Here is a 19725-nt window from a genome sequence, read left to right as displayed (position 1 = left end):
ACCACCGAGATCTACACCTCTCTATTCGTCGGCAGCGTCAGATGTGTATAAGAGACAGGGTCATAGAAAGCGTTTTTTCCGTTTTTGAAGAGGGACTGGTTGCTGTGCATGCCTGAACCGTTTACTCCGAAGAGGGGCTTTGGCATAAATGTCGCATAGTATCCTTTGTGATAGGCAATGGACTTGACCACGTACTTGAAAGTTACTACATTGTCTGCCGTGCTAAGTACGTCGCCGAACCTGAAGTCGATTTCGTGCTGTGAGGGTGCTACTTCGTGGTGGGATGCTTCTATCTGGAATCCCATGTGTTCCAGGGCATAGTCAATGTCTCTGCGTACATCCTGTGCACGGTCAAGGGGTGCGAAGTCGAAGTATCCGCCCTGGTCGGTAAGTTCGGTTGTAGGGTTTCCGTTTGCATCAAGCTTGAAAAGGAAAAATTCCAGTTCCGGTCCGACGTTCATTGAGAAGCCCATTTTCTCGGCTTCTTTGATTGCGCTTTTCAGGACGTATCTGGGGTCTCCCTGGAAGGGTTTCCCATCAGGGAGGTATACGTCTCCGAGAATTCTTGCGACTGCGCCCGTCGCGGGTCTCCAGGGGAGGATCCTGAACGTTGACGGGTCAAGCACGAGTTTCATATCAGATTCTTCGATCCTTGTAAAGCCCTGGATCGAAGATCCATCAAACATTACGCCGTTTTCAAAAGCTTCTTCCAGTTGTTCTACAGGAATTGCCCAGCTTTTGATGATGCCGAGTGTATCCGTAAACTGAGTCCGGATAAACTTTACGTCTCGTTCCTTTACAGTCTCTAATACGTCTTCTTTAGTCGTACACTTTTTCATCTGCACCATTTTATTCCATCCTCACCAGGCATTAGGTAATCATTTACCGACCTAATATTATATATATATTTCTATGTTTTGTGGCATAGACTGCGCTTAAAGCTCCATAGATATCTAAAAAGTTTCTAAAATTATTTATGAAATCCATCCCCACTTCACTACGTATATTTCTAATATCCTGTATATAAATTTCATTCCAGAAGGACTGAATTTCTAAATAGGGTTTAAATTTTAATTTTCCGTTCTGGAATATTTTCCAACATACTTCAAAATATATGAAAAAACAAATTAAATATTCTTCGGACATTGCAATTAATTAGTGTTGAAGTACAGTATCTCTTTGGGGTCTTATATGTTTAAAGTGAATGTATTCAGGCTTCTGGTCTCCATAATTATCTGCCAGTTCGCGGGGGCAATTGGTGCTATATTTACATCTTCTTCTCTTGAAAGCTGGTATCTTTTGCTTGAAAAGCCGGCTTTTAATCCTCCCTCCTGGGTCTTTTTCCCTGTCTGGACAACGCTTTATACGCTTATGGGAATCTCCCTTTATCTTGTGTGGGAAAAGGGGCTGCAACAAAAAGAAGCCAAAGTGGGAATTTTCCTTTTCGGATTACAGCTGGGCCTTAACATACTCTGGTCTCTCCTGTTCTTCGGACTGCAGTCTCCTTATACTGCCTTTCTTGAGATTCTCCTACTCTGGCTTGCAATCCTGCTGACGGCTATACAATTCTTGAAGATTTCAAAAGCAGCTTCCTATCTCCTTATCCCTTATCTTCTCTGGGTCAGTTTTGCGGCGCTGCTTAATTACCAGATCTGGGTCCTTAACCCATGAGTGTATGTTCCCATGAGTGTATGTTCCCATGAGTGTATATTTCAGATATGGATTGAGTCCGTTAGTATTACAATATGGGCTCAGCCCGATTCCTGTTCTTTACTGAATTGCTGAAAACCGCATTCACAAAAAAACTCTGAAAAAAAGGTCTATACCCGGGAGACCCAGGGTAAGCTTTGAAGTTCGTGGAAGCTTAAATATTAGAGGGCACCGCAACCGCAACTTCTTCCTAGAAGGGTTGATACACGATGCTTCAGGTGGTGAATGTCATCTTCGGACATCTTTTCAAGTTCTTCTTTATGTTCTTTTTCTATGTGGTCAAACATAGTTTTTTCGACTTCTTCCAGCTCATTACCAGTAGCCATAAAGTTGCACTTGAATCCCAGATCGCCGCACTTAACAATTTTCATGGTAGCTCCTCTTGCAGTAAAAACTGATCAAAATAGTCTTCTTCTATTCAAATTAAATATAATAAAAGTTGATTGGATATAACATTAAGTCTTTTCGGATTTTTCCCTCTGCACGGCGCTTTTTGCTATCTTCAAGTTTTCACTCTATCGGAACATATCTTGCGCAAACAAATCCTTCTTTATATGGGACTGTTATAGTGAGCATTCCATTATTGTTCACTGCAATAGCCTTTTCCGGGTCTACGGGCCCATCCAGAAAAAAAGATCCCAGGTATTCAACAGTTTCACTGTAGGCTTTAAGGTAAAAACTGTTTTCATGCATTACAAGAGTTATATGCTCGTCCATGACGTCCGGAAGTTCAAGCTCTATAGTAAGGCTTTCATGTGTATCATCGTGATACATGGCAATAATCGGGGTTTTTATTATCTTGGGCACAGGATTTTCCATTAAAATTCCCCCTCCTTGAAAAATTATGCAACCTAACAGTATCAAGTATCTGTTTACTCAATCTTTACGTCCACTGAATTTTCAAAAGGCTGCTGATAAGGCACAGTGACTTTCAGTACTCCGTTTGAATAGTTTGCAGTAGCTTTTTCCGGGCTTATAGGGCAGCATACCGCATAGCTGTCTACATACTCAACCCCTTCTTTGGTGGCATGTACATAAAAACTGTCTTCCATAACCTTTAAAGAACGATTTTTTTTCTTTTCTACCCCTGGAAGAACCCCTTCTATCTTCAAATTTTCATAAAACCTCAGCAGGAAATTCCGGAGTCTTTAGCTCAGGGGTAGTTGACGTATCGTCTGGATGCGCACAAATAGCCGGTGATAATCTCAAAATATCAGCCATAATATTCCCCCAAATAAAATCACCAATTTAGATATTTATATGTATCTTATCTATTTATTTCACTATACTCAGAATCGGATAAAGGAAAAAAACTCTTCTTTCTGGAAATACTGCTTTTATAATCTCTTTTTATAATATTTTAGCTTATATCCTAAATACGTCTCATGCTTCTTTTTGTCTGAAAAGCAATTTATGTAAGCAACTCCTTTTTGTATGGGGGTTAAATGAGAGAGTTTTCCAGGCCGAAGGTTGTTGTCAGCAGATGCCTTGAATTCGACCACTGCCGATATAACGGAGATATGATTAGCAGTCCTGTAGTGGCAAAACTTAAGGAATACGTTGATTTCCTGCCTGTCTGTGCAGAAGTAGAGATCGGGCTTGGAGTTCCAAGAACCCCGGTGAGAATAGTCCTTGACAGAGGAGAACACAGGCTTGTTCAACCCTCGAGCGGGAAGGATGTCACCGAAGATATGATTACTTTCTGTACTCGTTTCCTTGACTCTATAGAAGATGTGGACGGCTTCATCCTGAAGTTCAGGTCTCCCTCCTGTGGGCTCAAGGACGTAAAGGTTTATCCGGCTGTTGAGGGAAAAGGGGCAGTTGGGAAAACTTCAGGGTACTTAGGGGGTGCAGTTCTGAAAAGGTACCCTTTCCTCCCTATTGAGGATGAAGGCAGACTCCGGAATGCCCGGATTAAAGAGCATTTCCTGGCAAAACTCTTTACATTTTCAGCTTTTCGAGAAGTAAAGGTTAAAGGTAGTATGAAGGATCTGAGAAGTTTCCACACAGATAATAAACTTCTTCTTATGGCTTATAGTCAGGCTGAGCTCCGTAAATTAGGGGCGATTACCGCAAACAGAGAAGGCAAGCCCTTCAAAGAGCTGGCTTCCGATTATGAGGCGCACCTGTACAATGCTCTCTCCAATGCTCCCAGATATACCTCAACCATCAATGTGTTAATGCATGCATTAGGGTATTTTTCAGATAAACTTTCGAGCCGTGAGAAGGCCCTGTTTTTAGACTGGGTCCAAAAGTACAGGGGAGGAAAGGTCTCCATTTGTCCTGCAATAAATACAATCAGGGCATGGGTCGCACGATTTGATAACGACTATCTTATGCATCAGACCTTTTTCGAACCATATCCTGAAGATCTGATGGAACTGAATCCGATTGAGTCTCACTTAAGAGAGGATCTCTGGAAATTTAATTAATGCGTTTCCGGATGGGCGTTAATTATGAAAGCTAGAACTAAACTGATTTTTCTTTTCTTACTCGTTTATATGGCCGGGGTTCTTTTCTTCTGGCCTTTTTCTGAGGTATCCGGAGATTCTGGCAACAAAGGACTACAGAAGAACCTGCCGGGAGCAGAGAATAAGAATCTTGAACCTTCCAGTAGCTTGGTCGCGGAAGAATCCGTAGCACCAGGGAAATCGTCCAGAACTTACTCCTGGAATTATGACGGCTACAAATGGTACCTTACTTTACTGCTTGACGATAAGCTTTATGACACGTATGAGTCAAGGACACGCAAAAGGGAATATGACCTTTTTGCTTCTGACCCATATGATGACTGGCTAATTAAAAATATTGCAGATACTCTTTTATCCCTTTCAAAGGAGTACGGGCTTGAAGAAAATAAGGTGCCGGGTCTTTGTGTTTCTTTTATCCAATCCCTTAACTACACATCAGACGTTGCAAGTTCCGGATATGACCAGTACCCCCGTTTTCCTTATGAGACCCTCTATGATAACGGTGGAGACTGTGAGGATACCTCCATTCTTTCCGTAGCAATCCTGCAGGAGATGGGCTACGATGTCGTCCTCCTCGAACTCCCGGAGCACATGGCTCTCGGAATAAAGTGTGACCCTGAAACAAAAGGCAGGAGTTTCGAATATCAAAACAATCATTACTACTATCTGGAAACTACGGGAAGCAACTGGCAGATAGGGGAGATGCCTGATGAGTATAAAGATGAGTCCGTCCAGGTCATCCCTGTGTACCGAAGACCTCTTGTCAATCTTGATTTCAATGCCCAGTGTGAGTACTCGCAAAAAGAAGGGGTGGTGGACGTTAACGTTACTCTGAGAAATGTGGGTTCCGAAATAGCTGAAGATACCACCATTTATGTTTCCCTTCAGGCTGATGATGAAATCAGGGCCTGGGACCAGATAGAAAGCGATCCTGTAAATGTGGAGCCGGAAGAATCTTACCAGTTTGTTGCAAAAGGGCTCAGAGTTCCCGGAGGCAAGACTTTCAGAGTGTATGTGCGGGCTGTCGGGGAAAACCTGTTCTCTGAAGAGATAATGAGTGAGTGGGTAAGTATCTGATAGAAAAGCCGGTCTTGATTCATAGACTACGTTTAAAGCCGAAATTTCGGTGAACTTCGACATACTCAGAAAAATGGAGAGTCACTTATAAATCTTATATAAACAATTCCTTATATCAGGGGGACTCAAATGAAACCCGGTATAATTAGATGATTGAATATTTTTCAGGTAACTTAGAGTGTTTTCCTGGAGTAGAGGTAATCATATGAAGAAACTGTACAGGTCAAAGAAGAACAGGATCATTGCCGGAGTATGTGGGGGCATAGGTGAATACCTTGATGTGGACCCTACGCTCATAAGGCTTTTATGGGCGCTCTTTTCTCTGAATGGAGCTGGAATAGTTGGTTATATTATAGCCTGGATTATAATTCCTGAAGAACCTTAAAATTTAGAAACTTTCAGATTCCTTAAGTTTCTCTTTCTTCCTAAATAAACTTGCAATATTATTGTTCTTCTTTTTCTCTTCTTTTTATTATTATTTCTTCTTTTTCTCTTCTTCTTTTTATTATTATTATTATTATTATTTACTGCAATACCGTATTTTGCAGTTGAATTCCCGGAAAACAGGCTGGGCTGCAAGAGTAAGTGCGCTCTTTCTTTTCCGGGAATTCTTCAGTTTACTGATCGCTTGCTGCTTGAGTGATTTTTACTGGTTGAAAAGCTGGTCCACAAACCATTCGGGATCGAATTTTTTCAGGTCTTCGTAACCCTGTCCCATCCCGAAAAAGAGAATCGGTTTGCCTGTAATGTAAGCAATGGATATGGCAGCTCCTCCTTTGGAATCTGCATCGATTTTTGTCAGGATGGACCCGTCAATCGGGACAGCCTCATTAAACTGGGCAGCCCTTTCTACCGCATCGTTTCCGGCTACGGCTTCGTCCACGAAGATTATGAGGTCTGGAGAGCTTACCCTGCAGATCTTCTCCATCTGTGCCATAAGGTTCATGTTTGTATGCATGCGGCCTGCCGTGTCAGAGAGCACAAAATCGATTTTATGCGCTTTTGCATACTGGACAGCATCATAAATAACAGCTGCCGGGTCGGCTCCAGCCTGATGCTTAATCATCTTTACCCCAAGCCTGCTTGCATGAATTCCCAGCTGGTCAATAGCACCTGCCCTGAATGTGTCTCCTGCAGCAAGAACTACCGAATAATCCGATTTAAGCAGTCTGTGTGTCATCTTTGAAATGGATGTTGTTTTTCCGGTTCCGTTAATCCCTACAAAGACAATATGAACTGGCTTTTGCCTGTTTTTTACATAATCATCAAAATCAAAGGTATTAGCAGATACAACATCAAGGATTGCTTTCTTCAGGGCTGCTTCAACTATTTCTCCGGTATTGCTTCCAATCCGTTTTGTAGTGCCTGTGAGCTGGTTTTTCACAGACTCAACAATAGCCTCGGAAACCGAGAGGGCAAGGTCACTTTCCAGGAGACCCATTTCAAGCTCCCACATCGGCTCTTCAAGATCCTTGCTATCCAGGTAGACTTCTCTATTAAATACAAGGGCTTTAGCTTTCTGAGCAAACCCGACTTTCGGGACGACCTTTTTGAAAAAAGACTTTTTCTCTTCAGGGGGTTTCTCTTCCTCTACTTTTTTCCCTTCAACCCTCTTTCTGTCTTCAAGCTTTTTCCTGTATTCCGCTTTCTTCAGATCTTCTATCGGAATATGGGCGATTCCCGGAGAAGCAGTAACCGTTTCGGCTTCGGGACTTTCTTCTTTCAGGGCAGCCTCGATGGTATTTTCTTCAATTATCGGCTCAATTTCCTCTTCGAGGCTTTCTTCGCTTACGGGCGCCTGCTCAACGACTACTGGTTCGACTTCTACTGCCTTTTCATCAATCGTTTTGCTGAGCGCCTTCTTAAAACTCCCAAGTTTCTCTTTAAATTTGTTGAACACAGGATCCATCCCGAAAAGATTCAGTAAAAAATAGGTAATTAAAGTTTAATGAAGTAATTGAAATTAATGAGATAATCAGAGTTGATGGAATAGTATTAGAGTTGATGGAATAATTAAAGTTAATGATATTATTCGATTCTTAAATAAGGTTTATAATTTTCACTAATACGGTATCTGTGCCCGAGCCAGGGCATTTTTCAGGCCTGGCCAGGTTGAAGTTTTGCAGCTTCTGCTTCAAGGGCCTGCATCCCCTGTGCGAATTTAGTCAGTGAAGCATTCATCTGTTCAAATATTTTCGTAAGCTGCTCTTTGCGACGGTTCAGAGTTTCGATAGCTCCTTCTGCAGTTTCCTCTGCACTGAAGCCTGCTCCGAGATTAACAACGACTCGATCTGCGTTTTTGACTTCAGCATAAACATAGGAACCAAAACCTACCGGAACCATTGTTTCCGCAGCTTTGCCTGCTTCTGAAGCTGCTTTCAGCTCATTTATTGTCACAATGGTCTGATCGCAGCTGGAAATGGAAGCCTGTACCATGCTCATCTCCTGTCTGAGCGCTTCAGCCTGCCTCTGGAATTCCTGATGCCTGGCTGCCAGATTCCTGATCTCTTCACTGACTTCTGCCATATCCTTCACTCCTCAGCTATGCTTTCGATCTGGATCTGGTTTCTTTTAACTCTGTGTTTGCTTCCGAAGATCGAATATGTCTTATCGGTTGCATTCTTTTCATTCTGGCTTTCGATCTTCTTTGTGAAGTTTTCCCAGCTGTTTCCTGCTTTAAACGTGCCTTTGACAATAAAACTCTTCATCATTACCACTCTCTTGCTGTAACTTTGTTCTGGAACAGATGGATGATTTGATGCTCATTCCAGGAACCCAAGGGCTTCTTCAATTCTCCCGAGTTCCGGTCCGGTTGTTTCGGAGCCTGCTACAAAGTTCTTTGAGTTCGCAAGCAGACCTGAGCCAAGCATCTGGGTCCCGAAGTTAGTAGTCCCTATGTTTACCGGAAGTCCGAAGATCTTTTCCAGAGCTTCTCTTTCTGAAGCTGTCACTTTAGGGTGTACCAGAAGCCCTTTATTTGTAACGGTTCCTGCCATCCCTACATTTTTAATCCCGGCAATTGTTCCCCTGTAAACGTCTACCTTAAGGGTCCTGGCAATGGCTTCCAGAGCCATATCTGACAGCTCTGGGTGTACAAGGGCTGCGGAATCGTTTGCCAGCACGATGTTTCCGACTGCATTCAGCCTGTCCGGAAGGGTGCCCGCAGGAACTCCTGTGAGTCTCTGCATCTCTTCGACATTGGATCCGTATGGAAGCAGAATACCATTTGAGTTGCCTCTTGAAAGGGCTCCCACTACAATGCTTCCATTTATAAGAGTCTCGATGACCCTTACATCCAGCACCTCTTCGAGTATAGTGCAGACCTCTGGGGTTGCCATAGGGGGAACGAGGGCAATATCTTCGGTACAGGTTGAAAAGACCCCGATAACCGGGGTATCGTAGATATCCACTGTTCTGATCATATTCTTTGACTTTTCGCTTTCCTGGTATATATTTACTGGGCAAGCTCTGCCTGTACTTCACCATCTGCGAACTTCACAGCCCGTACTCGGATTGAGAGAGGTGGCTTTTCACAGCCTTTTTCCCAGAGACGTTCATTGATGGATTTGTCCAGCTTAACCTGCGTCAATTCGGTTTTCATGTGCCTTACGAGATAATCCCTTACTTCAATAACTGCCCTGTTGGCTCTTTTCCATATAGGGACTTTCCTTGCCTCTCTGAGGGGAATCGTATAGATCTGTTCTTTTACCATGTCGTCTGCCATTTTTTTCCCACCATCCTCGCTTATTTCACATCCAGACTTCTTCTTCTCCAGTGTCTGCGCCTGGGATGACTCACTACCTTCCGGTTAGTTTTTACAATAACCCACACCGGGACTCGCGTATTCTGTTTGTGCGCCTTTGCAAGACGCTTCTTCTGTCCTTTCATGTTATGACTCAAGTGGACCACACCTGTTGACTGTAAGTAATATAATCTAATAATTCTGTTAATTTACAGTTATATCCGGTAATTAGCTGATTGTGATTTCAACCCTTGCGTAATTGCGGCTCTACCATGCCGGAATGAATCGGCAGGTCTGTTAACCATGTCCTGTAAATCCTATATATTCTGTGGTTAATCTGCAGCAGTAGTATAGGGGTTGAATATAACTCGATTATTGTATAAATCTTTATTCCAGAATTTCCCCCTTCAGGGAAGCTTCCAGTTTTCAAATTCATTTGCTTCTTTTTTCAGGGAAATCTCTTCCTTGAAAGTACATGGGACTGGAAATGAACAGGGAATAGTTCCTTTATTCTCTCCTCTCCCTGTCTCTGCCGGATTAACTCTCTGAGTTCTGTTTCATAATCTGCTTTCTGGGTACTCTCACTCGGACCCTGTTCAACATTCAGGTAACATCCGACAAGAGAATCCACAACTTTTTTGCCGTATCCTTTAAGGGGGCAGGAATACTGTACTCCCAGCCGGTCTTCAATGCTTCTCACCTGTGAGATCGAAAGCACTGGGACCCTGTCATCCCGCCTGGTTCCGTCGGCAATCATTTTTACTGTCGGATCCATAGCAAGAGTTTCGACAGCTCTTTCGTGGATATAATTGATCGCGCTTTTCGGAAACCCTTCTTTCAGTACCATCTCGTATGCCTTTTCCAGGATTTCTCGCTCAAGAGAAAGGACCCTGTGTGGAAAGTGTAACTCCTCAGCAGTTTTTGCTGCGATTTCTCCTGTAGGGAGCAATCCGAAGTTACAGGTTACGAGTTCTACCTCAAAAAACGGCTCCAGCAAAAGGGCAGAGAGTGAACTGTCCTTACCTCCACTAAAGAGGACCGAGACTTTCATTGTGCTTAAACCCGGGTTATGGACGTCTTGCGTTTCGTTGGCTGCATCCGCATCAGGAGTGATTTCAGCTGCTCGTCATCGATTTGAGACTGGAGCCTTCCACTCTGGGCAAGCGATATCAGCTGCATCTCAAGCTGTTCCCCAAGGGCCGGCCTTGACATCTTCAGAGTTGTCAGGCGTTCCCTTGCTTCGGGAGTCAGGATCTGCCTCAGTATAGCCTGCTTCTGAGCTTCCATTTCAGCTCTTGCCTGCTCCTGCTGGTAAGCTGCCTGCATATCAGGCTGCTGATGTGGTGCCTGCTGTTTCTGAATTTCTGCAAGCCGTCTCTTTCGGATTTCTTCGAGTTCATCATCCATATTAGACATGGCAATCACCGAAAAAACCGGTTTTCTGGAATTTGGTTAGTAATATATATGAAAGGGGATCCGAATTTCTCAGGTCCCTTTCTGAAGTAGCTTCTCTTTTAGTATTTTGCAAGTTCCGGAATCTTTTCGAGCAGTTCCTGCTTAAGTTCGTGTGCTGCGTTATCCATCATGGAACGCCCTTTTGCAGATACTGTTCTTCCGTCCTTTACCTTCTGCAGGAAGCCTGCAGTTTCAAGCTGCTGTACTGCCTTTCTGGCAACAGAACCACTGCCCTTTGCTTTGCGGGAGGGCTGGACACCCTTGTCCTTCTTTCCCCCATATACTGAGCGGAGTCTCTCGATTCCGATTGGTCCGTCGGTATAGATCTTTCTGAGGACTGCTGCGCACCTGACGTACCACCAGTCTTCATTGGTCGGGGGGAGTTCTTTGTGAACACCGGTTTTCACGTTCCCTGCCCATTCGGGGGGAACTACCTTTTCATTTTCCTTCAGAATACCTGCAAGCTTGTCGATCATTTCCATTGCAGGAACATCAAATACTGTTGTCATGCTCTCCTCCTTATGCGAATTAAGTTAATTTTGCAGGTTCGGGCGATAGTGCCGATTCTTCCCCCCCGAATCTGTCAGGAATGTAACTCTTGTTCTCGAAAAGAGGTAACTCTTATGCTCTTTCGAGAAATCCATTGCTGGTTTATAAGCTGGCTACGGACTCTTTAAAATTTGGGTCCGAAGACCCGATAATGCCGGTTAATATGATTTTAGTCTAAACTGGAAAATGGGGTTGATAAATTTATTGGTTAATATATACATTTTTCGGTAAGATACCGAACAGGTTTACTAAATGGCATTATTCTTTTTTAAAGGTTTGTGCTCTTCCCGGACCTACCGATATATATTTGACAGGGACTTTCATAAGCTCTTCAAGCCTTCTGACATAGTTTCTGGCATTTTCCGGAAGCTCTTCATAGGCTTTCACTCCTGTCAGGTCGGCTTTCCAGCCAGGGAGGTCTTCATACACCGGACTGCAGTCCCGGAGATCTTCTGTAAGTTCCGGGGGATAGTCCAGGCTTTCTCCTTTATATTTGTATCCAACACAGATCCTGAGAGGGTCAAAGCCTGTCAGTACGTCCAGTTTGGTAAGGGAAATTTCCGTATATCCGTTAAGGGCAATAGCCTTTTTAAGGAGTGGGAGGTCAAACCAGCCGCATCTTCTGCCTCTGCCTGTAGTTGTCCCGAACTCTCCTCCGGCTTTCTGCATCCTTTCTCCCAGTTCCCCGGCAAGCTCTGTTGGTAGAGGTCCTTCCCCAACTCTTGTTATATAGGCTTTTACTATGGCAATGACGTTATCTACCCTCGTAGGTCCCACTCCAAGGTTGGCACATGCAGAGCCTGAAATTGTGGAAGAAGAGGTTACGAATTTCTGGGTTCCGTGTATAACGTCAAGGTGGGTGCCCTGGGCGGCTTCAGCCATGACATTCTTTCCTTCATCAAGAGCCTGATTGATTTCCCTGGAAACATCAGTAATATAGGCAGCAAACTGTTTTCCCAGTTCCAGGTATCTTTTTATGTGGGCCGGATCTCTGACGACCTTCGGGTCTCCTCCCATTGCCTCGATTTCCTTTTCTTTCTGAGGGGCAAGTTCTTCAAGCCTTGCCAGGAAGCGCTCCCTGTCCACAAGTTCAGCCATGCGGATCTCGTCTCTGGCTACCTTATCAATATAGGCATAGCCGATTCCGCGCTTGGTGGTTCCGATTTTCGTTTCCCTTGCAGCTTCTCTAAGCCCATCCATTTCTATGTGGTAAGGCATAATGATACTTGTTTTTGCATCAATCCCGAGTTTTCCTGCATTTACCTTTATCCCGTGCTTCTCAAACATTGCGGTTTCTTCGGCTAAAACCTCCGGGTCCAGAACAACCCCAGGCCCGATCAGTACCCTGGCATCAAGCAGAATGCCTGAGGGGATCAGGTGCAGTTTGTAGACCTCATCTCCTACCTTTACTGTATGGCCTGCGTTGTTCCCGCCCTGGAAACGGGCAACAATATCATAGTCTTTTGCAAGAAGGTCGACAATCTTGCCTTTTCCCTCGTCACCGAACTGCGCGCCTGTGATTATCGTAAACATAAGCCATGAATCGGGCTTAACCTTAATAAGGTTTTGTCCGGTTTATTTGCTTCCGTCCCGGGGCACACTTTTAATAATATTCTCCAATGTGTTCCTTAAGTCCGTACGCAGTTTAAGCGCCCTGACCCCCTTTCCATAAACTGAATGGCGGAAAACTCTCTTTCAGTCCTGATACTATCCCTGCAGCAGGGCAGCATAATAATTACCCCCCGTTGTCCAAGTCCCGTTATATTACCAGCCCAGATTATTATGTATATAATGAAGCGGGAGTACATCGAAGCAATAGCCTGTCATGGGGCAATGGCATGTCATGAAACAACGAGATTAAGGGGCAAGCAGTTTTAAATTCTGTGGCTTTGAAAACAGGGTGGCTTTGAAAACAGGGTAGATAAATGTTTGAATGCAAATGCAGGCAAATTTAGAATATTATGCCTCTGAAAATAAGCAGGCTGAGAACCATCAGGATTATCGCAAGAATTGCTGCTGTCTTTGCACTTTCTCCATCGCTTCCGAAGATAATCGGGATCGGACCGAGCATAATTACTCCTCCGCCTCTTATCCTTGACCCGGCTTTTCCTGCATGAGGCTCTTTCTTATCGAGTTCCTCAAAACCGAACGAATTTCCGGAATCAGCTTCTTTTCCGAACCGGTCTCTTCTTTTTGAATATCCTTTTCCAGGTTCGAAATTCTCGCGCATGCCTATGGCTGTTCCGATTATAAGCATTAAAAACCCGAAGAGTATAATGAAAATTCCAGTCAAAACAAGTAAGTTTCCAATCAACGTTTCGTCTTCCACAGGAATAGATAAAGAATCGTTATTAATAACCCAAGCCCAAGCATATTTGTTGTAATTTCAGGAGCAGAGCCGAATACTATCGGGATGGGTCCGAGCATGATCAGTCCGCCCATTTGTGTTTTTGCAGGATGCTGTAACATTGTAAGAACAATGCCTAATAATACTATAATAAAGCCAACAAATGTGACTGTTGCGCCTACTCTTAGAAAATCTTCTGATGCACGCATGTGGAATGATATTATGCTTTTATTATTAAATCTATCCTTTAAATTTTTTATTTATGTAGACGACTTTATATTTTTTATTATCTAGATGGGAGAATTATATATAAAATATGTCTAATTTATCTGAAACGCGGTGAAGTTACTTATCATCTTTACTTATTTATTCTACTTAGCTTCTTTTTAGCCCGGAATTTTGCATATTTCTAACGAAATGTTTTTATATAACTCTTTCTCCAGGGCAGACCTATTTAAAAAATCCGTAATTTTTTGCTTTTACTTCCTAAATTCTGGCCCTTCAGGGGAGAACTGCGGTGACATTGAAAAGTGACAATTACGTATAATTAATTGAAAGGACAAATAGGGAGTCTGAAATAAACAATAAAGCTGATGTATATTAAGTGAGCATTAAAAAGTAATTTAATAGGGGTCGGCAATGGGCTGCAGGTATTACAGGAACTTATATATATCATTTTTATATTTACATATGCATATTTATTCCCGGCATCTTATATATACTGTGAACACGATAAGAACCTCTTCAATTACATTTTAACCTTTGATACGTGTACGCTATCCCGTAAAAGGCATATGTATAAATTGTCTGCACCGGGTAACATGCAATTGCCCTCCAAAGGGCAATAGTCATGAAAAGTATTGTTCTGTTCCTGGCGCCCGTTTTCAGGCTTTTGCTTTATTGTAAAAGCCCTGAAGGGGTGGAGGCAGATCCCGGAAGAATTACATACTGAAGTCCGCAGGGTAATTGCTAAAACCCTGTTAGCCACAGACCATTACCTGCAAACCGGGTTATCCGTAAACCTTTTGCCTTCAAATCAACTAAATCAACCAGATCACACACGTTTAGAACTCAATTAACCTGAAACCAGGATATTCAAATCAATTTTATACCACAAAACAGGTGTTTTCAAATGTCAGAAGACAGTGCCATAAGATCTTCCCTGGAAGATATTAAGTCCAGGGTAGAGTTTCAGCTTGAGTGCGGGGAGATCATTCCTGAGGATGTGAAATCTCTCTTAACCGAAATAGAGATACTTAAGGTCCAGAACGAAAATATGAAGGCCCGGCTCCTTGAAGCCAGTGTAGCCACAGGCAGGCACCTTCAGGAAATCAATAAATTAAAAGCTCATCTGGAACAGCTTACTGAACCTCCACTTTTCATTGCAACCATTCTTGAGGTTACCGGGGAAATTGCCCTTATCAGGCAGCACGGAAACAACCAGGAAGTCCTTACGCAGATCCCGGAAGAATGTCTAGGAAAAATAGAGCCCGGAATGAGGGTTGCTGTAAACGGAGCTTACTCAATTATTTCCATAGTGAGCAGGGCTGCCGACGTGAGAGCTCAGGTTATGGAGCTTATCAATTCTCCCGGTGTGGACTACAGCATGATTGGCGGGCTGGAGGATGTACTTCAGGAAGTCCGTGAAAGTGTGGAACTTCCGCTCACCGAACCCGAGCTTTTTGAGGACCTGGGAATCGAACCTCCCTCTGGCGTTCTGCTCCACGGTGCTCCGGGTACGGGGAAGACTCTGATTGCAAAAGCCATAGCCTCTCAGGCAAAAGCCACCTTCATCCGAATGTCAGGTTCCGACCTCGTCCAGAAGTTTGTAGGGGAAGGCTCAAGGCTCGTCAAGGATATCTTCCAGCTTGCAAGAGACAAGTCCCCAAGCATCCTCTTCATAGATGAAATCGATGCCGTGGGCAGCATGAGGACATATGATGGGACCAGCGGCTCGGCAGAGGTAAACAGAACAATGCTTCAGCTCCTTGCCGAAATGGATGGTTTTGATCCAAAAGGCAACGTAAAGGTGGTTGCGGCAACCAACCGGATTGACCTGCTTGACCCTGCTCTCCTCAGACCTGGCAGGTTTGACAGATCAATTGAAATTCCACTCCCTGATGAAAGAGGCAGGATTGAGATCCTGAAGATCCACACCCGTAAGATGAAACTTGCCGATGATGTGGACTTTGAGAAGCTTGCAAAGGCTATGTCAGGAAGGAGCGGGGCAGAGATAAGTGTAATTGTCAAAGAAGCCGGAATATTTGTATTGCGCAGACGCGGTCAGCAGATCACCATGGCAGATTTCCTTAAAGCTTATGACAAGGTTGTAAACGTGCAGGCGCCCACAATTCCTCAGGCCATGTTCGTGTAACCTGTTGGAATAACTTATTTAGAAAGCATCTGCCTGTAGAGAACCGGATTAGAAAGCCTGAACCTGATTATTAACCCGTCTGGGAACGGCTTTCCTTTTTTTGTGCCGAGCAGGGATCCATTCCTTGCCGGCAATTCTTATATTTTTTCAAGAATCAGACGAAAGGTTTATATTTTATAAATTACTTGATGATATGCTGCCTTACAGCAAAACATAAGTGACAGCGTGCTCCGATAGTGTAGCTCGGCCAATCATTCAGGACTCTCACTCCTGCGACTGGGGTTCAAATCCCCATCGGAGCACTTTTCCTTTTTGCACCAATTCTTTTTGCACCAATTCTTTTTCACACTAATTTTTCACATCAATTTTTTGCACTAATTTATTCTGATATTCACCCTTTAAAAACACCTTATGCCTTTTTTCTCATGATGTAAATGCCTTCTATCCTGACATCAGGCTTTTTATTACTGTACCACTCTCTATGCTGCCTGTCCCAGAGCATCCCGGTTTTTTTAAGCAGCTCTTTTACAGGATATGTGTCCCCTTTAGCAATCCATTTATAATCTTCTTTCACCGTTTCCTGTATTGTGGTTGCTGCCTCTTGGTTTTTGTGAGTTTCCTGTTCACTTATTAAACCACCGTCTGCCAATGAAATCTTCCCCCTTTTACATCTTTTGTTCTTTTATCGATGTACCCAGGTTCTGTATTTCCATTTCAATGTATATCCTGTTTATGTTTTCGGGGTGAAAGTATTAATCTAAAAGCGATTAATTGCAGAAAAACAAAATAATTGGTAAATATGGACTCAAGAACTATCAATGTCGAAAGCAAACTCCGCGGTTACCTGTTCGGCACTGCATGTGCGGACGCTCTTGGCCGCCCTGTAGAACACCTGACCCTTGAGCAGATAAAAGAGATATATGGAGAACAGGGAATTCTTGAGTTGACTCCTGATGCTTTCTGGACCGATGATACCCAGTTGATGCTTGTGCTTGCCAGAGGGCTCCTGCATGGGGCAGAACTTGAACTTCCAGAGCTTATGGATAAGATTGCAGAGGAACTTATCCTGTGGCTGGATGAACCTGACCTTGGGGCAGGAGCGACCACCAGAGGGGCAGCCCTTAATCTCAGGGACGGGATTCACTGGAGCAGGTCAGGAATAAATTCAAAAACATGCGGAAGCCTCATGCGGGTTGGAATCCTTGGCTTCATCTTCCGGAACGATCCTGATAAGCTGGTTAAAGCAGCTTCACTTTCCGGCAGAATTACTCATATTCACCCGGCTGCAGATGCTGCATCCGTTGCAGGAGCATATGCTGTTAAAATGGCTCTTGACGGTATAGCCCCCGAAGAAATGTTTCTGCTCCTTCTTAGGGCAACGGAAGGAATTTCTGATGAGTTTACGGAAGCCCTCAAAGGCTCTTATGAACTGGCTCATAGTAATTTGACTGATGGAGAGGCTCTCCAGAAAATCGGGCAGGGCTGGTATGCGGATGAAACCTTTGCACTTGCTTATTTCTGCATTCTGCGGTACCCTGATGATTACAAAAAAGCAGTTCAAACCGCAGTGAACATAACCGGAGACTCGGATTCGGTGGGCAGCGTTGCAGGCGGAATTCTCGGGGCAGGGCTTGGGATCGAGGCAGTTCCCTCTTCCTGGGTTGAAGCCCTGAAGGAAAAAGATCTGCTGGAAGACATGGTGGTGCCTCTGCTTGAAAAGTACCTTGAGGTTTCCGAAAACAAACATCAGATTTCCGGCAACAGGTCGAGGTCTTAAGAATTGGGGTCTTAAAAATGGATTTTTCCGAAAAAGGGGTTTACTGTCTGGTGTTCGAAAACCGGGACTGCGTAATAGATGTCGGGAAAAAGGGCGCATTTTCCTTTCCAGAAGGCTTTCATATATATACAGGCTCAGCTCTCGGTTCCGGGGGCATGAAGAGAGTAAAAAGACATATTGACCTTTCTTTGAAAAGGGATAAGAATCCCAGGTGGCACGTGGATTATCTCCATCTGAACTCTTCGTTCAGATTATCCTGGGCAGTTTGTGCCGGTACTTCTACCCGGCTTGAGTGTGAACTTGCCCGCAGGCTTGGAGGAAATTCAGCTCCGGGCTTTGGATGCACGGACTGTGCCTGCAGTTCTCATCTCTTTTACAGGGAAGAAAATCCTCTTTCGGAGATCATGGAAGTTTTTGGAGCTCTTGGACTCCGGGCTGTTGTGCTTGAGTGCTGAATTATTCCTTTTCATTTCTCTTCCTCTTCATTTCTCTTCCTCTTCATTTCTCCTCCTCTTCATTTCTCCTCCTTTTTCACGTTAACAGGAAAGCTTAAAGTAAGGCAGGATTTTATCTAAGTTATCAGAAAAACGGTTTTTATCTGCTCAGGGGATGTTTCATGGAACAGTTCTCTTTTATCGCCTGCATGCCTGATAAGCCCGGAGCACTGCACAGGGCAGCTGAGATTATCACGCGGTATGAAGGAAACATCAACCGGATCCAGTATGACCGGAGGATCGACAGGAACACCGTCTTTTTCGAGGTAACGGCTGCTTCACAGGCTTATCAAAAAATCCTTGGGGAGCTGGAAAGAATAGGTTACCTTCAGACCTCTCTGCAGCCTGTAACTTATCTTAAATTCAATGTCTATCTCCCTAACTGCCCCGGAGCTTTATTCGATTTCCTGGATCACACCACTTCTTCAGGGGCAAATATCACTTCCCTTGATTTTGATGATAGGGGGCAGCATCCTGAAAGGCTTGTCGTGAGCCTGAATATTGAAAATGCCGGCCTTATAGATGCTCTCTTGAACCAGCTCAAATCAAAGTACAGGCTTGAGATTGTTGAGTATGACACAACAGGAGAAAAGCTCGATGATACGGTTTTTTACCTGCGTCTTGCCCAGAAACTGAGGCACTATCTCGGAAACGCAGAAGATACCTTTTTAATGAAATTTCTGCACGACATCAATCATATTGCTCAGGAGCTCTCAAACCTGCGGAAAGATCCGGTTGAGGTCTTTGAGAACATCCTGAAAGTCGGGGAAACCCTTAGCCGGACTTCAGGAGATGGCTTTTATGCCGATGTGCAGCGGGTCAGGGTAAAGGACGGCATTGAACTTTTCTGCTTCCAGCTTCCCTGCGGAGGAAATATCTATCTTTTCGATACGCCTGACGAAAGGGTCCTGATTGATACGGGCTACGGGATATACCAGCCTGATGTCGTGAATATGCTTCAGCACTACGGGCTTGGGGACCTGAGCCTGCTTAAAAGAATCTACATTACTCATGCAGATGCTGACCACTGTGGGGCGGCAGGCTATTTTTCCGCTCCCTCTTACCTCAACCCCGAAACCCTGAAAATTACGCGGGAAACCAGCAGAGCTTATGGGTCCAGCAATCAGGGCTGTATCCTGGAAGAGGTTTATACCAAAATGATTAACCTCTTTTCAAGGTTCACCCCTCCCTCAAATGTAATCCTTTTTCCCGAAATCTCAGCTCCGGATGAAAAACTTGAGAAAAGGGGCGCTTTTCCGGTTATTTCTCGCTTCAGGATAGGGGACCTTGAGTTTGAAGCCCTTCAGGGGCTGGGAGGGCACATGCATGGGGAAATCTTCTACCTGTGCCCTGAGGAAGGGCTTGTCTTCCCTCAGGACGCCGTGATCAACTTCAGGAGCCTGAGCCCGGAGAGGGCTGAATACAATTTTCTGGCTGATTATCTCATGACATCGGTAAATGTAGACAGCAACCTTGCAAGAGAAGAACGAAACGCTCTCATTTCCCTTATATTGGAACTTGATAACAAACTCTTACAAAAGGGGAAGAAATGCCTTGTCTGCTGCGGACATGGTTCAGTATCCATACTCGAAGGCGGAAAGCTTGTCGCGCATTCCAGTTCAGAGAGATATCTAGTAAGAAAACCTCTGTAAGGGAAAATCCAGCTATGCAAAATATGGGCACTATACAAATAATAAATAGTTTGAAAGCCGAAACTAATCTAATTTAT

The 19725-nt window shown here is 44.2% G+C and carries 26 protein-coding genes, 1 tRNA gene and 1 pseudogene; 9 read left to right on the top strand and 19 right to left on the bottom strand.

Annotation, left to right across the window (positions count from 1 at the left end; all coding sequences use genetic code 11):
• Positions 1 to 56 precede the first annotated feature (56 nt).
• Positions 57 to 848 (bottom strand): annotated as a pseudogene (locus tag EO95_RS15170) (glutamine synthetase family protein); the annotation flags it as partial.
• A 34-nt stretch (positions 849 to 882) separates the two neighbouring features.
• Positions 883 to 1146 carry a hypothetical protein gene (locus EO95_RS15165; protein ID WP_048136054.1) on the bottom strand — a complete coding sequence of 88 codons (264 nt, stop codon included), beginning with the start codon at positions 1144 to 1146 and terminating at the stop codon, positions 883 to 885.
• Between the two features lie 45 nt (positions 1147 to 1191).
• Here EO95_RS15165 and EO95_RS15160 point away from each other — a divergent pair, with 45 nt between their 5' ends.
• The gene (locus EO95_RS15160) at positions 1192 to 1671 is read left to right on the top strand and encodes a TspO/MBR family protein (RefSeq protein WP_048136052.1); all 480 of its coding nucleotides are present in this window, start codon (positions 1192 to 1194) and stop codon (positions 1669 to 1671) included.
• 200 nt (positions 1672 to 1871) lie between these two features.
• Here the strand turns inward: EO95_RS15160 and EO95_RS15155 are convergent, their stop codons facing one another.
• From EO95_RS15155 to EO95_RS18610, 3 genes are all read right to left on the bottom strand, one after another.
• Positions 1872 to 2081 (bottom strand): DUF1059 domain-containing protein, encoded by a 210-nt coding sequence (locus EO95_RS15155; protein ID WP_048136050.1) that lies wholly within the window; start codon positions 2079 to 2081, stop codon positions 1872 to 1874.
• Positions 2082 to 2220: 139 nt separating this feature from the next.
• Positions 2221 to 2529 carry an Hsp20/alpha crystallin family protein gene (locus EO95_RS15150; protein WP_048136048.1) on the bottom strand — a complete coding sequence of 103 codons (309 nt, stop codon included), beginning with the start codon at positions 2527 to 2529 and terminating at the stop codon, positions 2221 to 2223.
• Between the two features lie 53 nt (positions 2530 to 2582).
• Positions 2583 to 2762 carry a hypothetical protein gene (locus EO95_RS18610; RefSeq protein WP_327037172.1) on the bottom strand — a complete coding sequence of 60 codons (180 nt, stop codon included), beginning with the start codon at positions 2760 to 2762 and terminating at the stop codon, positions 2583 to 2585.
• Between the two features lie 393 nt (positions 2763 to 3155).
• Here EO95_RS18610 and EO95_RS15140 point away from each other — a divergent pair, with 393 nt between their 5' ends.
• The 3 genes from EO95_RS15140 (at position 3156) to EO95_RS15130 (ending at position 5643) form a co-directional block, all read left to right on the top strand.
• The gene (locus tag EO95_RS15140; protein ID WP_048136044.1) at positions 3156 to 4142 is read left to right on the top strand and encodes a DUF523 and DUF1722 domain-containing protein; all 987 of its coding nucleotides are present in this window, start codon (positions 3156 to 3158) and stop codon (positions 4140 to 4142) included.
• Between the two features lie 24 nt (positions 4143 to 4166).
• Positions 4167 to 5258, top strand: coding sequence for a hypothetical protein (locus tag EO95_RS15135; protein ID WP_048136042.1), 1092 nt, complete (start codon positions 4167 to 4169; stop codon positions 5256 to 5258).
• Positions 5259 to 5463: 205 nt separating this feature from the next.
• Positions 5464 to 5643 (top strand): PspC domain-containing protein, encoded by a 180-nt coding sequence (locus tag EO95_RS15130; RefSeq protein WP_048136040.1) that lies wholly within the window; start codon positions 5464 to 5466, stop codon positions 5641 to 5643.
• On the opposite strand, the gene EO95_RS15125 is transcribed toward EO95_RS15130, so the two are convergent.
• The 13 genes from EO95_RS15125 to EO95_RS15070 all read right to left on the bottom strand — a co-directional run bounded on the left by EO95_RS15125 (position 5640) and on the right by EO95_RS15070 (position 13560).
• Positions 5640 to 5837, bottom strand: coding sequence for a hypothetical protein (locus EO95_RS15125; protein WP_048136038.1), 198 nt, complete (start codon positions 5835 to 5837; stop codon positions 5640 to 5642). The genes EO95_RS15130 and EO95_RS15125 overlap by 4 nt on opposite strands.
• A 67-nt stretch (positions 5838 to 5904) precedes the next feature.
• Positions 5905 to 7158, bottom strand: a complete 1254-nt coding sequence (gene ftsY, locus EO95_RS15120) for a signal recognition particle-docking protein FtsY (RefSeq protein WP_048136082.1) — start codon at positions 7156 to 7158, stop codon at positions 5905 to 5907.
• A gap of 197 nt (positions 7159 to 7355) precedes the next feature.
• Positions 7356 to 7784, bottom strand: coding sequence for a prefoldin subunit alpha (gene pfdA, locus EO95_RS15115; RefSeq protein WP_048136036.1), 429 nt, complete (start codon positions 7782 to 7784; stop codon positions 7356 to 7358).
• A 5-nt stretch (positions 7785 to 7789) separates the two neighbouring features.
• Positions 7790 to 7966, bottom strand: a complete 177-nt coding sequence (gene rpl18a, locus EO95_RS15110; protein WP_327037173.1) for a 50S ribosomal protein L18Ae — start codon at positions 7964 to 7966, stop codon at positions 7790 to 7792.
• Positions 7967 to 8020: 54 nt separating this feature from the next.
• Positions 8021 to 8680 carry a translation initiation factor IF-6 gene (locus EO95_RS15105; protein ID WP_048136032.1) on the bottom strand — a complete coding sequence of 220 codons (660 nt, stop codon included), beginning with the start codon at positions 8678 to 8680 and terminating at the stop codon, positions 8021 to 8023.
• Between the two features lie 32 nt (positions 8681 to 8712).
• A complete protein-coding gene (locus tag EO95_RS15100; protein WP_048136030.1) occupies positions 8713 to 8982 on the bottom strand; it encodes a 50S ribosomal protein L31e in 270 nt (89 codons plus the stop codon).
• A 20-nt stretch (positions 8983 to 9002) separates the two neighbouring features.
• Positions 9003 to 9158 (bottom strand): 50S ribosomal protein L39e, encoded by a 156-nt coding sequence (locus tag EO95_RS17255; protein WP_011024005.1) that lies wholly within the window; start codon positions 9156 to 9158, stop codon positions 9003 to 9005.
• A 290-nt stretch (positions 9159 to 9448) separates the two neighbouring features.
• Entirely contained in the window at positions 9449 to 10051 is a 603-nt protein-coding gene (locus EO95_RS15095) for a tRNA (5-methylaminomethyl-2-thiouridylate)-methyltransferase (protein WP_048136028.1), read from the bottom strand.
• A gap of 5 nt (positions 10052 to 10056) precedes the next feature.
• Positions 10057 to 10425, bottom strand: coding sequence for a DNA-binding protein (locus EO95_RS15090; RefSeq protein ID WP_048136026.1), 369 nt, complete (start codon positions 10423 to 10425; stop codon positions 10057 to 10059).
• A gap of 89 nt (positions 10426 to 10514) precedes the next feature.
• On the bottom strand, positions 10515 to 10964 hold the full coding sequence (locus tag EO95_RS15085) for a 30S ribosomal protein S19e (protein ID WP_048136024.1): 450 nt from the start codon (positions 10962 to 10964) through the stop codon (positions 10515 to 10517).
• Positions 10965 to 11262: 298 nt separating this feature from the next.
• Positions 11263 to 12537 carry an adenylosuccinate synthase gene (locus tag EO95_RS15080; protein ID WP_048136021.1) on the bottom strand — a complete coding sequence of 425 codons (1275 nt, stop codon included), beginning with the start codon at positions 12535 to 12537 and terminating at the stop codon, positions 11263 to 11265.
• 418 nt (positions 12538 to 12955) lie between these two features.
• Positions 12956 to 13333, bottom strand: a complete 378-nt coding sequence (locus EO95_RS15075) for a DUF131 domain-containing protein (RefSeq protein ID WP_082106073.1) — start codon at positions 13331 to 13333, stop codon at positions 12956 to 12958.
• Positions 13315 to 13560 (bottom strand): DUF131 domain-containing protein, encoded by a 246-nt coding sequence (locus EO95_RS15070; RefSeq protein ID WP_048136017.1) that lies wholly within the window; start codon positions 13558 to 13560, stop codon positions 13315 to 13317. The genes EO95_RS15075 and EO95_RS15070 overlap by 19 nt, the downstream gene beginning before the upstream one ends.
• A 923-nt stretch (positions 13561 to 14483) precedes the next feature.
• Here EO95_RS15070 and EO95_RS15065 point away from each other — a divergent pair.
• Positions 14484 to 15725 carry a proteasome-activating nucleotidase gene (locus tag EO95_RS15065; RefSeq protein WP_048136015.1) on the top strand — a complete coding sequence of 414 codons (1242 nt, stop codon included), beginning with the start codon at positions 14484 to 14486 and terminating at the stop codon, positions 15723 to 15725.
• Positions 15726 to 15952: 227 nt separating this feature from the next.
• Positions 15953 to 16027: transfer RNA gene (locus EO95_RS15060), tRNA-Glu, on the top strand.
• Between the two features lie 107 nt (positions 16028 to 16134).
• On the opposite strand, the gene EO95_RS15055 is transcribed toward EO95_RS15060, so the two are convergent.
• Positions 16135 to 16374 (bottom strand): hypothetical protein, encoded by a 240-nt coding sequence (locus EO95_RS15055; RefSeq protein WP_048136013.1) that lies wholly within the window; start codon positions 16372 to 16374, stop codon positions 16135 to 16137.
• Positions 16375 to 16524: 150 nt separating this feature from the next.
• Here EO95_RS15055 and EO95_RS15050 point away from each other — a divergent pair, with 150 nt between their 5' ends.
• From EO95_RS15050 to EO95_RS15040, 3 genes are all read left to right on the top strand, one after another.
• The gene (locus EO95_RS15050) at positions 16525 to 17502 is read left to right on the top strand and encodes an ADP-ribosylglycohydrolase family protein (RefSeq protein WP_048136080.1); all 978 of its coding nucleotides are present in this window, start codon (positions 16525 to 16527) and stop codon (positions 17500 to 17502) included.
• 17 nt (positions 17503 to 17519) lie between these two features.
• Positions 17520 to 17957, top strand: coding sequence for a DUF123 domain-containing protein (locus tag EO95_RS15045; RefSeq protein ID WP_048136011.1), 438 nt, complete (start codon positions 17520 to 17522; stop codon positions 17955 to 17957).
• 161 nt (positions 17958 to 18118) lie between these two features.
• Positions 18119 to 19648, top strand: a complete 1530-nt coding sequence (locus EO95_RS15040; protein ID WP_048136009.1) for an MBL fold metallo-hydrolase — start codon at positions 18119 to 18121, stop codon at positions 19646 to 19648.
• Positions 19649 to 19725: the final 77 nt, after the last annotated feature.

Source organism: Methanosarcina sp. 1.H.T.1A.1, assembly GCF_000979295.1.
Taxonomy (GTDB): Archaea; Halobacteriota; Methanosarcinia; order Methanosarcinales; family Methanosarcinaceae; genus Methanosarcina.
Note: the sequence above shows the minus strand (reverse complement) of the source record. Positions and strands in the feature narration are given on the sequence as shown.